The sequence below is a fragment of the Baekduia sp. Peel2402 genome (genome assembly GCF_052567285.1).
The window spans coordinates 2,516,370-2,530,835 of sequence record NZ_CP199582.1; the positions used below are offsets into that span (position 1 = coordinate 2,516,370).

At 71.5% G+C, this 14,466-nt stretch carries 13 protein-coding genes; 5 read left to right on the forward strand and 8 right to left on the reverse strand.

Annotated features, from left to right (window positions below):
- Positions 1-2: 2 nt before the first annotated feature.
- Both ACT01A_RS12305 and ACT01A_RS12310 read left to right on the forward strand, forming a co-directional pair.
- The gene (locus tag ACT01A_RS12305) at positions 3-1,529 is read left to right on the forward strand and encodes an NADH-quinone oxidoreductase subunit N (RefSeq protein WP_445152546.1); all 1,527 of its coding nucleotides are present in this window, start codon (positions 3-5) and stop codon (positions 1,527-1,529) included.
- Between the two features lie 9 nt (positions 1,530-1,538).
- Positions 1,539-2,249, forward strand: a complete 711-nt coding sequence (locus ACT01A_RS12310; protein WP_445152547.1) for a YqjF family protein — start codon at positions 1,539-1,541, stop codon at positions 2,247-2,249.
- Positions 2,250-2,270: 21 nt separating this feature from the next.
- Here ACT01A_RS12310 and ACT01A_RS12315 read toward each other — a convergent pair whose 3' ends face one another.
- From ACT01A_RS12315 to ACT01A_RS12340, 6 genes are all read right to left on the reverse strand, one after another.
- Positions 2,271-3,032: a hypothetical protein gene (locus tag ACT01A_RS12315; protein WP_445152548.1), complete on the reverse strand. Its 762-nt coding sequence runs from the start codon at positions 3,030-3,032 to the stop codon at positions 2,271-2,273.
- 8 nt (positions 3,033-3,040) lie between these two features.
- Positions 3,041-3,442: a hypothetical protein gene (locus tag ACT01A_RS12320; RefSeq protein WP_445152549.1), complete on the reverse strand. Its 402-nt coding sequence runs from the start codon at positions 3,440-3,442 to the stop codon at positions 3,041-3,043.
- Positions 3,442-4,359 carry a hypothetical protein gene (locus tag ACT01A_RS12325; RefSeq protein ID WP_445152550.1) on the reverse strand — a complete coding sequence of 306 codons (918 nt, stop codon included), beginning with the start codon at positions 4,357-4,359 and terminating at the stop codon, positions 3,442-3,444. Before ACT01A_RS12325 ends, ACT01A_RS12320 begins: the two co-directional genes overlap by 1 nt.
- Positions 4,356-5,330, reverse strand: a complete 975-nt coding sequence (locus ACT01A_RS12330; RefSeq protein WP_445152551.1) for a WxL protein peptidoglycan domain-containing protein — start codon at positions 5,328-5,330, stop codon at positions 4,356-4,358. The genes ACT01A_RS12325 and ACT01A_RS12330 overlap by 4 nt, the downstream gene beginning before the upstream one ends.
- 102 nt (positions 5,331-5,432) lie before the next feature.
- On the reverse strand, positions 5,433-7,325 hold the full coding sequence (locus ACT01A_RS12335; protein ID WP_445152552.1) for a fibronectin type III domain-containing protein: 1,893 nt from the start codon (positions 7,323-7,325) through the stop codon (positions 5,433-5,435).
- Between the two features lie 159 nt (positions 7,326-7,484).
- Positions 7,485-8,177, reverse strand: coding sequence for a hypothetical protein (locus ACT01A_RS12340; protein ID WP_445152553.1), 693 nt, complete (start codon positions 8,175-8,177; stop codon positions 7,485-7,487).
- Positions 8,178-8,264: 87 nt separating this feature from the next.
- Here ACT01A_RS12340 and ACT01A_RS12345 point away from each other — a divergent pair, with 87 nt between their 5' ends.
- The 3 genes from ACT01A_RS12345 (at position 8,265) to ACT01A_RS12355 (ending at position 13,407) form a co-directional block, all read left to right on the forward strand.
- The gene (locus ACT01A_RS12345; RefSeq protein ID WP_445152554.1) at positions 8,265-9,515 is read left to right on the forward strand and encodes a HupE/UreJ family protein; all 1,251 of its coding nucleotides are present in this window, start codon (positions 8,265-8,267) and stop codon (positions 9,513-9,515) included.
- Between the two features lie 89 nt (positions 9,516-9,604).
- Entirely contained in the window at positions 9,605-10,789 is a 1,185-nt protein-coding gene (locus tag ACT01A_RS12350; RefSeq protein WP_445152555.1) for a lipase family protein, read from the forward strand.
- A 47-nt stretch (positions 10,790-10,836) separates the two neighbouring features.
- Positions 10,837-13,407, forward strand: coding sequence for a CocE/NonD family hydrolase (locus tag ACT01A_RS12355; RefSeq protein ID WP_445152556.1), 2,571 nt, complete (start codon positions 10,837-10,839; stop codon positions 13,405-13,407).
- Here ACT01A_RS12355 and ACT01A_RS12360 read toward each other — a convergent pair.
- Both ACT01A_RS12360 and ACT01A_RS12365 read right to left on the reverse strand, forming a co-directional pair.
- Complete coding sequence (locus tag ACT01A_RS12360; protein WP_445152557.1) at positions 13,397-13,747, reverse strand: hypothetical protein; 351 nt, start codon at positions 13,745-13,747, stop codon at positions 13,397-13,399. The genes ACT01A_RS12355 and ACT01A_RS12360 overlap by 11 nt on opposite strands.
- Complete coding sequence (locus ACT01A_RS12365; protein ID WP_445152558.1) at positions 13,744-14,445, reverse strand: hypothetical protein; 702 nt, start codon at positions 14,443-14,445, stop codon at positions 13,744-13,746. The genes ACT01A_RS12360 and ACT01A_RS12365 overlap by 4 nt, the downstream gene beginning before the upstream one ends.
- Between the last annotated feature and the right edge of the window lie 21 nt (positions 14,446-14,466).

A 14,466-nucleotide genomic window follows, 5' to 3' on the forward strand; every position in this document is an offset into this window, starting at 1 on the left:
TCATGCTCGGCGCCGTTGTGAAGCCTTCCATCGACTGGGCCGGGGTCTCCCCGCTCATCGCCCTGCTGGGCGGCTCGATCGTCGTCCTGCTCGCCGGCCTGCTGCGCGGGCGCTTCATCCGCGAGCAGCTGGTCCCGTTCTTGACGGTGGCGGCCTTCGGCGCCGCGATCGGCCTCGGCGTCTGGCAGTGGGACGACGCCAAGGACCTGTTCGTGGCCAAGGGGTCGCAGGGCGCGCTGCGCTCCGACGACCTCACGCTGATGATCTTGTTCATCGTCAGCGTGACGGGCATCGGCGCGACGCTGCTGGCCTGGCGAGCGCTGGCCCCGCGCGAGGCCGCGCACGGCGAGTTCTTCGCGTTGATGCTGGTCAGCGCGGCGGGCATGGTCGTCCTGGCCGCCGCCCAGAACCTGGTGTCGGTCTTCCTCGGACTCGAGCTGCTGTCGATCCCGCTCTACGTGCTGTGCGCGACCGAGATGCGCCGCGAGCGTTCGCTGGAGTCCGGCCTGAAGTACCTCATCATCGGCTCGGTCGGCAGCGCCACCATGTTGTACGGCTTGGCGTTCCTCTACGGCGCGACGGGCGACACGGACTTCCGCGGCATCGCCTCCGCGATCAACGGCGGCGTCCAGCACGACTCGCTGCTGCTGACCGGCATCGCGCTGACGCTGGTCGGCCTGGCCTTCAAGGCGAGCGTCGCGCCGTTCCACCAGTGGACGCCGGACGTCTACGAGGGCGCGCCGACGCCAGTCACCGCGTGGATGGCCGTCGCGACGAAGGCCGCCGCCTTCGGCGCCGCGCTGCGGATCTTCGACGTCGCGCTGATCGACGCCGCCAGCGACTGGCAGCCGGCGATCGCCGCGCTGGCCGCGATCACGATCGTCGTCGGCAACATCGGCGCGCTGTCGCAGTCCTCGCTGAAGCGGATCCTCGCCTGGTCCTCGGTCGCGCAGGCCGGCTACCTGCTGGCCGGCGTCGTCGTCGCCTCGCGCCTGGGCATCAAGGCCACCGTCTTCTACCTGGCGATCTACCTGTTCATGAACCTGGCGGCCTTCGCCGTCATCGTCGCCCGCGAGCGCGAGACGCCCTACGGCGACGACATCCGCGCGATCGCCGGCATCGGCGTGTCGCGGCCGCTGCTGGCCTGGCCGCTGACGCTGGCGATGCTGTCGCTGGCCGGCATGCCCGCGACCGCCGGCTTCATCGGCAAGTTCACGCTGATCGACGCCGCGGCCGATGGCGGCTACACGTGGCTGGGCATCATCATCGTGATCGGCTCGATGATCTCGCTGGCGTACTACCTCAAGATCGTCGCCGCGATCTGGATGCGCCCCGCGACCGGCACCGAGCTCGTCAACCCCGACGGCTCGCCCCGCCTCGCGGGCGCCGATCCCGTCACCGACCGCGCCGACTGGGAAGTCACGCTCGTCGCGGTGCTGGCCGGCGCCGCGATCGTCGTCTTCGGCGTCATCCCCTCCCCTCTGCTGAACCTCGCGGACTCCGCGGGCAAGGCGCTGGGCCTGCTCTAGCGCCTGCCCGTGGCCGAGGACGACGTTCCACGGCCGTTCTTGACCGCCGAGTGGCGCGACCTCGTCGGCGTCACGTTCGCTTGCGACGAGGCGCGGCTCGCGCCGTACCTGCCTCCGGGCGCGGAGATCGACACGCTCGAGGGCTCGCCGCGCGTCAGCCTCGTCGCGTTCCGGTTCGCGCGGACGCGCGTGCTCGGCGTCCCGGTGCCGGGCCACATCGCCTTCCCCGAGATCAACCTGAGGTTCTACGTCCGCTTCCGCGGCGAGCGCGCGGTCGTCTTCATCCGCGAGCTCGTCCCGCGCCGGGCGATCGCGACCATCGCCAAGCTCCGCTACAACGAGCCATACGTGCGCGTCCCGATGGCCTGCGGCCGCGAGCTCGACGCCGCCGACACGCTGCAAGTCTGGCACCGGTTCGCACAGGGCTCGTCGCTGCGGGTAACCGCGTCGGCGACCGGCACCGTCCCCGCGCCCGGCAGCCCGGCCCACTGGCTGACCGACCACGCCCTCGGCATCGGCCGGCGCCGCAACGGCGACGCGGTGATCTACCACGTCGGCCATCCCACCTGGGCGCTGCACGAGATCACCGACCTCGACCTCGACGTCGACTTCGCGGCGGTCTACGGAGCCGAGTGGGCGTGGCTGGCCGACACCGAGCCCAGCCACGTCTCGCTGGCGACCGGCTCGGCGGTCTCGGTCTCGCTGCCGGTCGCCGCCTGAGGCCGCCGCCGCGGCCCGCGCTCACTTCACGCGCAGCCGCTTGGTCGTCCGCAGGACCGTCTTGCCGTTCTGCTTGAGCGAGACGGTCACCGCGTAGCTCCCGGCCGGGAGGCCCTTGGTCGAGCCAAGGCCGAGGTTGACGGTGGAGCTGGGCAGGATCGAGGCGGCGCGGATCGTGTCGGTGCGCGTGCCGGCGGCGCCCTTGATGCGCACGTCGCCGGAGATCGGGCTGACCGTGTTGCCCGTGTTCTTGACCGGGAGGACGATCGCGCGACCGTTCAGGCGCGGCGACGAGGCGCGCACCGCCAGGTGCCGCCTGGCCGGCGTCGGGTTCAGGCGCAGGGTGCTGATCAGGCGGTAGGCGGCGGTGATGCCGTTCTGCTTGGCTTTTGCCGGCAGGCCGATCGTCTCGACCGAGCCGTAGAGCGAGCCTGAGGACGGGATGCTCTTGACGTTCATCGTCACCGTGCGCCGTCCGCCCGCCGCCAGCGTGAACGAGCGGGCGCTCACGCCCACGCGCGAGAGCAGCGTCTTGTGGCGGTTCGGCGCCACGGCGCCGCTGCGCGACTGCGTCCACGGACGCGGGGTGACGGTGATCTTCAGCGGCTGGCTGGTGCTGTTGAGCACCATGATGGACGCGGTGTCGCCGCGGACGGCGGTGCGCTCGATGACCGCCGGGGTGACCGACAGGCCGCCACCGGCGGCGTCGGCGCCGACCAGACATGCGTTCAGCGCCACCGCGGTGCAGGCGGCGGCAAGGGCGAGGCGGGACAGCTGGTTCATGGAGATCTTCATGGCGTGGTGGTGGACAAGGTGATGAGCACGGTCGACGGCGAGGCCATCGGGGAGGCCGGCTTGAGGTACAAGGTGGTGGCCTTGCCGGCGAGCACGCCGGTCCAGGAGACGAGCGTCAGGCCGAACACGGGATCCAGCAGCGCGTAGGGCCCCGACACCGCCGCGCTCAGCCCGGCGCGGCCGTCGGCCGGCGCCGCGCTCAGCCGCGAGTCGGGCTCGGTCGTGGTGACGACCGCGCGCACGGTCGCGCCGGTCTGCGCGAGGTCGAGCGACAGCGTGCTCGACACCGAGCCGCCGATCAACGTGCCGTTGCCGTCCTGCGCCAGGGCGGCAGAAGGCACCGCGGCGGTCGCGGTCGCGGCGGTGAGCGCGGCGAGGGCCAGGAGCGCGCGGCGCATCAGCGGCCCTTCCGCTTCGCCGAGACCGTGATCCGGATCCGCACCCGCGTCGAGCTGCCGTCGATCGACGTGTAGCGGAAGTCGAGCACCCGCGAGCTCGGGTAGGCCACGATGGTCGACAGCGCGCCACCGGCCCGGGTCGTGACGCCGCTCTTCTTGTAGGTCTTCTTGCCGAGCTGGTTGTACAGCCCGACCACGATCCCGGAGGGCGCGCGGACGCGGCCCTTGCCGGAGGCGCAGGTCAGGGTCCCGCTGAAGCGGTAGCGCCCGTTGCGGCGCAGCACCGGAACGCCTCTGGAGACCCGCAGCGGCTTGTCCTTCAAGAACATGGAGAGGCGCGGCGTGCGGCAGGCCGGCCCGCCGCCGGAGCCCGTGCCGCCCGCCCCGCCGACGCTGCCGGAGCCACCGCTGGCCCCGGTCGCGCCGCCGCCCGCGCCGCCCGGCGGCGTCGTCACGTCGCCGCTGCCGAGCGTGAGCATCACCGTGCTCGACCGATCCAACGGCGTGTTGTTGAACACCAACGGCTGGTCGACGAGGACCGCCGTGTTGCCGGCGACGTCGGTCACGCTCACCTGGAGCTGGTGCGCGCCGTCGCCGAACAGCGGGGTGGCGATCGTCAGCGGGAGGTCCTCGACGGCGTGCGCGCCGCCGAGGTCGGCCGCGGCGACGACGGCGCCGTCGACGCGCGCCTGGGCGCTAGCGAGCCCGGAGCCCGCGTCCGTGGAGCGAACGCTCAGCGCCAGGGTGCCGGAGGCCGGGCTGGAGAGCCCGCCAACGGCGCCGCGCGGCGCCTCGGCGTCGCTCACGGGCGCCGGATCCGCGTGCGCGGCCGGAGCGGCCGCTCCGAGCGCGAGCGCCAGAGCCGCGAGGAGCCCGGCGACGTCGCGCGTTGGCGCCGCCTTCGCGTGGGGCGTCATGCCACCACGCCCTTCACGGCCTGCGGCGCGCGCGCCCGGCGCGTCACCGCGCCCGCGAGCCCGATCGCGGCGACCAGCACCAACAACAACGCCCACGGGATCGTCCAGGCGTGCCCGGTCGCCTTTGTCGCGGGCAGCGGGGAGACCGAGCCGGCCGCGTCGACCAGCAACGGCGTGAGCGTGACGGTCGCCTTCAGCCGCAGCGCGGGCCGCACGTCGTGCAGCGGCGCCGACACCTTCCAGGTGCTCCCGGGCAGCAGCGCGGGCGAGTCGGCGATCCGCCCCGCGTGCCGCGCCCAGATCCCGAACGGGCCGGACGCCGACACCGCCTGGCGGGCGGTGAGGATCGTATTGCCGGTGTTGCGGATCGTGTAGAACACGGTCCCGTCGCCCGTGCCCAGCGGGTTGGCCGTGTTGTTGTAGTCCATGTGTACGCCGCCGACCGCGAGCGCGGGCTTCAGCGGGCCCGAGAGGCGCAGTCGGATCTGGAGGCCGCGGTCCACGTCGGCCCCTTCCGGCGCGGTGACGATCCCGCCCACGTGGTCGCCGGCGCCGGCGTCCTTGGGCGGCGTGATCGTGAACGGCACCGTGACCTGCGCCCCGGGATCGACGGTCACGACCTCCTGCTCCAGGTGCACCCACGACGCGACGCCCTCCGAGCGCGCGCCGCGGTCGACCAGGCCGAACCGACCCGTCGAGGTGGTGACGGCATCGGCCGGACGCAGCGCGAGGCGCAGCATCGTGGCGCCCTGGTTGGTGACGACGATGGCATCCTCGAGCCGGCCGCCGGGAGCCACGGTGAAGCCATAGTCCTTGCGGTCGGCGCCGTAGCTGTTGGCGGCAGGCGCGACCGTCCAGCGGGCGCCGTCGTCGGCCGCAGCGGCGGACTGGGCGACGGCCGCGCCGAGCCCCAGCGCGCTCAGCAGCAGCGCGGCCGCGGTGCGCAGCGTCGTCCTCGTAGGCAATGTCATCGTCATCGGAACGTCTTTCGGAGCTTGGGTGAAACAGGTGGGTGGCGGACGCCTCGCGGCGCCCACCACCCAGGTCCAGCGGGGTTCAGTGACCCTTGACGACTAGGGGGTCGTCGTCGACAGGGTGAACACCAGCGTCTTGCTGTACTTGCCGGTCCGCAGCGGGTCGGTCGCGCCGATGTGCTGCTGGAACTGCACCGTGACCGGGTCGTTGCTGACCGGCCCCGAGTAGCTCAGGAGCTGCGTCGGGGTGGCCGAGCCGTTGACGGGCGCGAACGCGCCGCCGGTGCCGGCACCGCTGCTGGCCTTGGCCTGTAGGGCCGACGCCAGGCTGTAGCTGCCGTTCACCAGCTTGCCCGTGGCCGTGGCGCTCGGGTCGGAGACGGTCAGGAGGCCGTCACCCGCCGACGAGACGACGTTCGCCGTCATCGACGCGGCGTAGTCGGCGGTGACGCCCGGCTGGAACGCGCTGAACGTCGGCGGCGTGTCGAGCTTCAGCGACAGCGTCGCCGGCACGTTGCCCGTGACCGGAGCGGCGTTGCGGTAGATGACCGTCTTGTCGACGATCGAGCCGACCGGCTGCGCCGGGGTGGCGCCGCTGTCCGGACCGCACCACGAGACGTTGCCACGCTCGACCGCGGCGTTCGGCGCGGCGCACGTGCCGGACCGGACGTTCTGGACGGTCAGCGAGTCGTCCTTGACCGACACCTTGATGTAGGTGCGGACGTGCTCCTGGTTCTCGACCGAGTTCGCGAAGTGCCGCTTCCCGGACGGGTCCAGCGGGTCGGGACCGAAGTCCGAGCCGGGCACCGCGTTGGTCAGGTCGTAGTACTTGGAACCCGACGCGGAGTTGGCCGTCACGTAGATGACGCCGCCCGGACCCTCGGACACCTCGTTGGCGCCGGGCTGCTCGCTCGTGTTGGCCTTCTGGCCGTTCTTGAGCGCGTAGGAGCGCGAGTAGGAGTGGTCGTGGCCCTGCAGCACCAGGTCCACGCCCAGGGCCGAGAACGCGGCCGGGAAGTCGAGACGACGCTGCTTGTTGTCGCCGTCGTTGGCGTGCGCCGCCGGCGAGTAGATCGAGTGGTGGTAGACCAGCACGATGTGCTTGGCCTCGGTGCGGTGCGCGTTGACCACGCCGGTGACGTAGTTGATGTGCGCCGCGTCGGAGCCGTTGGCGTACGCGTTGCTGTTGAGGTGGATGAAGAGAACGCCCTTGAAGATGTACCAGTAGTCACCGCCGGACTGGGTGGCGGTGCTGCCCGCGTACAGCGACGAGGAGCGGTCCGTGTTCGGGGTCCAGAAGTGCTGGTCGTAGGCCTTGCCGCCGACGTCGTGGTTGCCGATCGTCGGAGCGGTCGGGAACTGACGCAGCTTCGGAGAGGCCAGGTAGGCGTCCCACTGCGACTCGGTGTTCGCGGTCTCGACCTGGTCGCCGCCCGAGACGAGCAGCTCGGCGTCGGGGTTCGCGGCGAGCGACACGTCGAGCGTGTCCTGCCAGCCGGCCCCGTCCTTCGTCGTGTCCCCGGACGAGCCGATCTGCGGGTCGCCGTAGAACAGGAAGTCGAAGCTGCCGTTGAACGACTTGGTCTTGAACGAGTACGTGGGCGACCAGGCGCCCTCGCTGCCGACGCGGTAGGAGTACTGCGTGTTCTCCTGGAGGCCGTCGAGCGTGGAGTGCCCGTTGTAGCCGCCGTTGACCACGTTGGCTGTGAGGGTGGCCGCGTAGCTGGTGGCGTTCGCCGGGAACTGCCCGTCGACGAGCGACGCCGTCGGGGCGACCTGCACCGACTGCGCGCTGTTGCCCGAGGCGTACCAGGAGATGACGCGCTGCGACGCGTTGGAGCCGACCGTGAGGACGATCCCGGACGTCGTCACCGGGCTGTCCGCGCTGGCGCCGGTGATCGCGCCGAGGCCGAGCACCCCCGAGACCGCGAGCGTGGCGGCGACGGCGCCGGCAGCCGCGCGGCGCGCGAGGCGCCCCGAAGGCTGCGGCATCCCTGCCGGCCGGTTGTTGTGGCTTGAAGACACCACTGAGGTTTCCTTGCCTTTCATAGGACCGAATGGACGGGCGCCAGTCTTCTGCGGGCGAACGTCCTGGTTGTGGCTCAGGTGTGAAGCGAGGGTGTCTATCCCGAGACCGCGCGCTCGCGGGGTTCAGTCGACCCGCAACACGATGCCGGTGATGCCGTGCAGCACCGCCGCGACGCCGGCCCGCACCGCGCGCCCGGCGCGCTCGGCCGTGAACGTCTTGGGGTCGTAGGCCGACGCCAGATCAAGGCCTTCACCTCGATAGGACGCGCCGACCCAGTCCGCCGCGGTCACGTTGTGGGTCGGCTCAGCCACCTCGGCGCCGATGACCAGGAACTGCTGCGAGAGGTGGTTGGCGGTCACCAGCGCGAGCGGGTCGACCAGCGCGTTGCCGACCGCGATGATCAGGTCGGGCTTCAAGTTCATGGCGTCGGTGATGCTCGGGACGTACTCGTGCGAGCCCTTGGCCGTGACGGTCTTCAGGCTCGCGTCGACCTGGCCGGCCCACTTCTGCACCGCCTTGGCGAGCGTGCGGGTCGGGGCGTCCTCGCCGGCCCGCAGCAACACCACGCGGTAGCCCTTCGACGGGCGCACGTCGTTCCAGGACCCGGGCCGCGGCTTGATCGTCGCCTCCGGCGTGGGCGGCGCGTCGGGGTCGGTGAACCCGGCGGCGAGCGTGCCGACGGCGCTCGGCTTGGCGTGCGGTGAAGACCAGTCGTCGGAGCCGCAACCGGCTGCGGCCAGGGCAACGGCGGCCGCAAGCAGGGCGCAGCGGCGACGGGAAGGCAGGAGACGGGTGAGGCGGCGGATGACGGACATGTCGTCACCCGATCTTTTCCAGCCGCGCTGCCGGAGTCGAGCCGGTTTTACACCACGTTCACCATTCCGCCGTTCGGGGCCTACAAGATGCCCGCCGCTCCGCCGGAGCGCCCATACGCCATGCGCCTGCTCACCCGCCCCACCGCCCTCATCCTGCTCATCGCCTTCGCGGCGACGACGGTCTTCACCCCCGCTTCCGCCGTTGCCCACGGGTTCAGCTCGGTGGTCTACATCGACATGACGGCCCCCGAGAAAGGGCATGTCCGCGCCGAGCTCGGGCTGGAGTACGACCTGCTCGTCGTCTCCGCCGCCGACGCCGAGCACGACGACCCGCTCTTCAAGGCGGGCACCACCGCGTTCGACGACGGGGACGCCAAGGCGCAGGCCGCGGCGCTCGACGCGCACGCCAAGACGGTCATGGCCTACATCAACCAGCGCCAGCGGCTGACCGTCAAGGACGGGACGGCGTGCACGCCCATCCAGGACGGCGGCGTCCGCATGACGCAGCGCGACGGCGCCCCCTACGCGCTGATCGACCTGGACTACACGTGCCCGGACAGCGGCGGCGCGCACGAGCTGCACAGCGAGTTGTTCCAGGACTCCGAGGGCTACGTACGCGGCACGAAGACGATCGTCACCTACGAGGAGATCGACCTCAAGTCGGGCACCGCCAGCCTCGACGCCAAGCACCCGACGTTCTCCACGCAGGAGTCGCTGCTGGAGCAGTACTGGAGCTTCTTCCGGCTCGGCGCCGAGCACCTCTACACCGGCATCGACCACATCCTGTTCCTGTTGGCCTTGATCGCCGGCTCGCGTCGCCTACGCGAGATCGTGCTTGCCGCGTCGAGCTTCACGCTCGCCCATTCGGTGACGTTCATCCTCGCCGCGCTCGGCGTCGTCGACGTCCCCGCGAGCATCGTCGAGCCGATCATCGCCCTCTCGATCGCGGCCGTCGCCGGCCTGCACCTGTACCGGATCTGGGAGCTGCGCGGCCACGCCGACGAGGTCGAGGAGGTCGGCCGCGGACCGCTCGGCCTCGACGCCGCCGGGTGGACGCGGCTCGGCGTGGTCTTCTGCTTCGGGTTGGTCCACGGGCTCGGGTTCGCCTCCGCGCTTGGGATCGACCAGGGCGCGTCGTGGAGCCTGCTGTCGTCGCTGATCGTCTTCAACCTGGGCATCGAGTCCGTCCAGCTCGGGATCATCCTGGTGACCTTCCCGGTGCTCGCGGCGATCCGCCACCGCTCGCCGCTGGCCGCGGTCGGGACGACCGGGACCGTGGCCGCCGCCGTGTCCGCGGTCGGCATGCTGTGGTTCGTGGAGCGCGCCTTCGGGGTCTGACGATGCTGGTGAGATCCGCTTAGCGAACCCCTGCCAGCTGGCAGGGAGAGGGGTTGTAAACCAGGCGGTTCCTCACCTACGGTCGGCCGATGTCCAATGTCCGCCGTGCTGTCCTCGGCGTGGCTGCCGCGCTGCTGCTCGCGTGCCCCACGTCTGCCGGTGCCGCCCTGAACGGGCCGGCCGGAAACGCGTTCTACACGCCGCCGAACCCGCTGCCCGCGGGCTCTCCGGGTGACGTGATCTGGGCGCGCACCGCGCCCTCGATCTCGACCTCGGCCAACGCCTACAAGATCCTCTACCGCTCGACCGGGGTCACCGGGAACGCGATCGCCGTCTCCGGCACCGTCCTCGTCCCAACCGCGCCGTGGACCGGCGGCGGCACCCGCCCGCTGACCGCCTACGCCTCCGGGACGCAGGGTTGGGCCGACTCGTGCGCGCCGTCGCGCGCGATGGACACCAACCAGTTCGACGAGGGCTTCGCCGTCACCAACATGTTGGCCAAGGGCTGGGCGGTCGTCGTCACGGACTACCCGGGCCTCGGCACGCCCGGCGACCACCAGTACAACGTCGGCATCTCCGAGGGCCACGCGGTCCTGGACTCGCTGCGCGCTGCCACGCGCCTGCCGGAGACGGGGCTCTCCAGCACGACAAAGATGGCGATCGAGGGCTACTCGCAGGGTGGTGGCGCCGCCGGCTGGGCCGCCCAGCAGAAGACGTCCTACGCGCCGTCGCTGAACCTCCTCGGCGCCGCGCTGGGCGGAACGCCCGCCAACCTCCAGGCGGTCAAGAACAACATCGACGGCTCGGCGTTCTTCGCGTTCCTGGCAGGCACGGCGATCGGCTTCCGCGCCGCCTACCCGTCGCTGAACGTCAACCAGTACCTGACGCTCTACGGCCAGCTCGCGATCTCGACGCTCAACAACCTGTGCCAGCTGCCGGCGCTCGCGCTCTACGCGTTCCACCACCTCACCGAGTACACGATCAACAACGTCGATCCGACGACGCAGCCCGCCTTCGCGGCGGCGCTCAACGCCAACAACCTGGGCACGACCAAGCCCGCGGTGCCGGTGCTCCAGTACCACGGCGCCATCGACGAGGTCATCCCCTACGCGGTCGAGCAGACGCTCCACAACCAGTGGTGCGCGCTGGGCGCCAAGTCACAACTCGTGCCCTGGGTCGGTGAGCACGTCACGACGCAGCTGATCGCGCAGACCGACGTCGTCAACTGGATCGCGAATCGCTTCGCGGGCCAGACGGCGCCGTCGAACTGCTGAACCCATCCGTCCATTCGAGCCGGGCCATGTGCGACATTCCCGTCGCCATGGTCCGCGCTCGAACCTTCTTCGCCGCCGTCGTCCTGATGCTTCTCGCGCTGCCAACGGCGGCGCAGGCGCTGTACGTCCTGGGCCCCGACGGCACGACCTCCGCCGTCCACTCCTACGCCGGCGCGATCCGCGAGCGCGTGTACATCCCGCAGCCCGGGATCGACCAGGACGCCAACGGCGTCGCCGACGACATCGCGATCGAGATCATCCGCCCCGACACCGGCGATTCGGTCCCGGTGGTCATCGACCCGTCGCCGTACTACACGACGGTCTGCCGCGGCAACGAGGGCCAGTGCATCGCCGACGCCAACAGCGACGGCAAGAACGACAAGTGGCCGTTGTTCTTGGACAACTACTTCGTCCCACGTGGCTACGCGGTGATCCTCGCGGAGTCCAACGGCACCGCCAACTCGACCGGCTGCCCGCTGCACGGCGGGCCCGGCGACATCGCGGGGATGAAGTCCGTGATCGACTGGCTCCAGGGCCGGGTGACCGGTCGGACGGCGCCCGCGGGCGGCGGGACCACGGTCGCGGCGACCTGGGACAACGGCAAGGCCGCGATGATCGGCAAGTCCTATGACGGCACGCTGACCGAGGGCGTCGCCGCCACCGGCGTCAGCGGCCTCACGACGATCGTCCCCGAGTCGGCGATCGACGACTGGTACGCCTACTCGCGGATGGGCGGGATCCGGTTCAACACGCACTACCCAAGCTCGCTGTCCAACACGATCACCGACACCGCCGAGCGCGCCGGGTGCGCCGCGACGCGCACGCAGATGAACCTCGACGACGGCGACGCCACCGGCGACCGCAACGCGTTCTGGGACGCGCGCGACTACCGGCCGGGGCTGAGCAACGTCACCGCCTCGGTCCTTGCCGTCCATGGGCTGCAGGACGACAACGTGCGTATGGACCACCTCGCCTCGTGGTGGGCAGGCCTGGCCGCGCAGGGCGTGCCGCGCAAGCTCTGGCTGATGCGCGCCGGCCACGTCGACCCGTTCGACCTGCGCCGCGCCGAGTGGGTCGACACGCTGCACCGCTGGTTCGACCACTGGCTCTACGGCGTCGACAACCACATCATGGACGCGCCGCGCGTGGACCTGCAGGACGCCGACGGATCGTGGCACACCGAGAGCGACTGGCCCGCGCCGGGCACGCAGCCCGTGGCGCTGCACCTCCGGGCGACCGACGCGGCCGCCGCGGGCGACATCGGCCTGGTCGCCGGCTCGGGCCTTGGGACCGTCTCGTGGCTGGACGCCTCCGGCCAGAGCGAGACCACCATGATGAACAACCCAGGCGGCTCGCAGGTCAACCGCCGGGTGTTCCTCTCCGCCCCACTCAAGCAGCCGCTGCGGATCTCCGGCACGCCGCAGATCAACCTGAAGGCCTCGCTGGACAAGACCCAGTCCAACCTCGGCGCGCTGATCGTCGACTACACGCCCACCGGCGGGACGATGTCGCAGATCACGCGCACCGGCGACGGGATCACCAACAAGGTGCCGGCTGAGCGCACCTGCTGGGGTGAGGACGACGACGAGGTCACCGGCGACTTCTCGGCCTGTTACCTCGAGGTCACCCAGCCGTCCACGACGGTCTCGCAGTGGCGCGTGACCAAGGGCGTCCTGGACTCCTCCAACCGCCTCTCGCTGACGACGCCCACCGCCGTCACGATCGGCACGCCCGACGACTTCCCCATCAGCTTGCTCCCGCAGGACCACGTCTTCGCAGCCGGTCACCGGATCGCGGTGGTGTTGGTGGCCAACTACAGCGGCTTCAGCGCGATCAACAACACCACCGGGACGACGGTCACCATGGACGCGCTGACCAGCACCGTGACGCTGCCGGTCGTTGGCGGCGCGTCGTCAGCGGCGGCCTCTGGCGCCTTCGACGCGACGACGCCGGTTCTGATCGTGCCCGCCGACGTCGCCGTCGACCACGCGCCGTCCTCCGCGGGCGCCACGGTCAGCTGGCCCGCGGCGACCGCGACCGACGACAGCGACCCGAGCCCCGCCGTGTCCTGCTCGCCCGCCTCCGGGACCGTCTTCGCGATCGGCTCGACCACGGTGACCTGCACCGCCACCGACGCCTCCGGCAACGCGACGACCGGGACGTTCACGGTGACGGTCGGGACGGTGGCCGAGCTCCCGAACGGCGACGGCGGGAACGGTGGCGGTGGCGGCGGTGGGACGACCGGCGGCGAGACGATCACGACGCCCGCGCCGGTCACGCCACCGTCCGGCTCGGGCGCGACCGTACCGACCACCCCGCCCTCCCCGACGCTCGACGTCATCCCGGTCAAGCTCTCCAAGCTGACCCTCACCGGCCGCCCCGGCTCCGTCCTGGCTGCCTTCACTCTCTCCGCCGACGCGACCGTGACGATCACGATCACGCGCCAGGGCGCCAAGCGCGCGACCAAGACCGGCAAGGCGAAGCTGAAGGCTGGCAAGCGCACGCTGCGCGTGAACGCCAAGGCCCTGAAGGCCGGGCGCTACACCGTCGTCCTCACCGCACGCGGTGCGAACGGCAAGACGACGACGGTGCGAAAGACGCTGACGATCAGGCGCTGACGGGTGGTGCGGTCGGTGCGACCGCGCCGGTGAGCAGCGGTTGGCCGCAGTGCCAGCAGAAGGTGGCGCCGCGGGAGTGAACGGCGCCGCAGGAGCGGCAGGCGCCGACGACGCCGTCTTCGGTGGCGGCGAGGAGGCGTTCGACCTCGCCGAGCTCGGCGTCGGCGGATTGGAGCTCGGCGGCGCGACGGGAGAGGACGTCGAGGCGGTAGTGGTCGCGGGTGGCCATCTCGTAGGTCAGGCCGCCGAGGTCGAAGGTGAGCGCGGCGACGCGGCGGGCCAGCTCGTGGCGCCGGCGACGCAGCTCGTCCAGCGACGTGGGTCCGGGCAGCGCGCTCATCCGATCTCCTCGAAGTCGGCGCCGCCGGCGGGCGCCTTGTCGTCCTTGGGTGGGAGCTTGCCGTCGCCGCCGGTCGAGATCGGCTTGCCCTTCTTGACCGCGTCCTCGACGGCCTTTTTCGAATCCAGCTTGTCGACCGCGACCGAGTCCTTCGGGGCCTTGGCGGTGTCATCCGAGCTCGACGCCTTCGACTTGGAGGACTTGGACGACGACGAGGAGGACGACCCGGAGCCGCCGGAGTCCGAGGAGCCCGATCCGGAGTCGCCCGACGCCGCGGCGGGCGCCGCCGTCCCCTCCACCTTGATCACCTGCGGCGCGGGCGTCGCGGCCGCCGCCCCGTTGTTCGTGGCGTTGCGATCCGTGACCCAGTGCCCGAGCAGCAGCCCGATCAACAACATCAACACGAGCAACGCGGCGACCGCGAGCAGCCCGGCGTTGGCGTTGAGGCGTCCGGCGACGCCGGACGGAGCGGCAGCGTGCGGCGCGGCGGCCGGGGCAAAACCGCCGGCAGGCGGCGGGCCGGCGAACGCGGCACCCTGGCGCGCCCGGACGTCTGCGTCCAGCACGTCCAGAAACTCCAAGCGCGCCTCCGGGCGGCGCGCGCCGCAGTGCAGGCAGTAACGCTGGTCGCCCGCCAGCGGCGCGCCGCAGGCCGGGCACGGCTCGCCGTCGTGGCCGAACGCCGGCGTCGCAGGCACGCTATGGGAAGACTCGGTGAT

Excerpts from the sequence above, each read along its gene's own strand:
- ACT01A_RS12330 (WP_445152551.1), bottom strand. The coding sequence starts at position 5,330 with ATGACATTGCCTACGAGGACGACGCTGCGCACCGCGGCCGCGCTGCTG.
- ACT01A_RS12315 (WP_445152548.1), bottom strand. The coding sequence starts at position 3,032 with ATGAACCAGCTGTCCCGCCTCGCCCTTGCCGCCGCCTGCACCGCGGTG.
- ACT01A_RS12305 (WP_445152546.1), top strand. The coding sequence starts at position 3 with ATGCTCGGCGCCGTTGTGAAGCCTTCCATCGACTGGGCCGGGGTCTCC.
- ACT01A_RS12335 (WP_445152552.1), bottom strand. The coding sequence starts at position 7,325 with ATGCCGCAGCCTTCGGGGCGCCTCGCGCGCCGCGCGGCTGCCGGCGCC.
- ACT01A_RS12345 (WP_445152554.1), top strand. The coding sequence starts at position 8,265 with ATGCCCGCCGCTCCGCCGGAGCGCCCATACGCCATGCGCCTGCTCACC.
- ACT01A_RS12350 (WP_445152555.1), top strand. The coding sequence starts at position 9,605 with ATGTCCAATGTCCGCCGTGCTGTCCTCGGCGTGGCTGCCGCGCTGCTG.
- ACT01A_RS12355 (WP_445152556.1), top strand. The coding sequence starts at position 10,837 with ATGGTCCGCGCTCGAACCTTCTTCGCCGCCGTCGTCCTGATGCTTCTC.
- ACT01A_RS12360 (WP_445152557.1), bottom strand. The coding sequence starts at position 13,747 with ATGAGCGCGCTGCCCGGACCCACGTCGCTGGACGAGCTGCGTCGCCGG.
- ACT01A_RS12340 (WP_445152553.1), bottom strand. The coding sequence starts at position 8,177 with ATGTCCGTCATCCGCCGCCTCACCCGTCTCCTGCCTTCCCGTCGCCGC.
- ACT01A_RS12325 (WP_445152550.1), bottom strand. The coding sequence starts at position 4,359 with ATGACGCCCCACGCGAAGGCGGCGCCAACGCGCGACGTCGCCGGGCTC.
- ACT01A_RS12320 (WP_445152549.1), bottom strand. The coding sequence starts at position 3,442 with ATGCGCCGCGCGCTCCTGGCCCTCGCCGCGCTCACCGCCGCGACCGCG.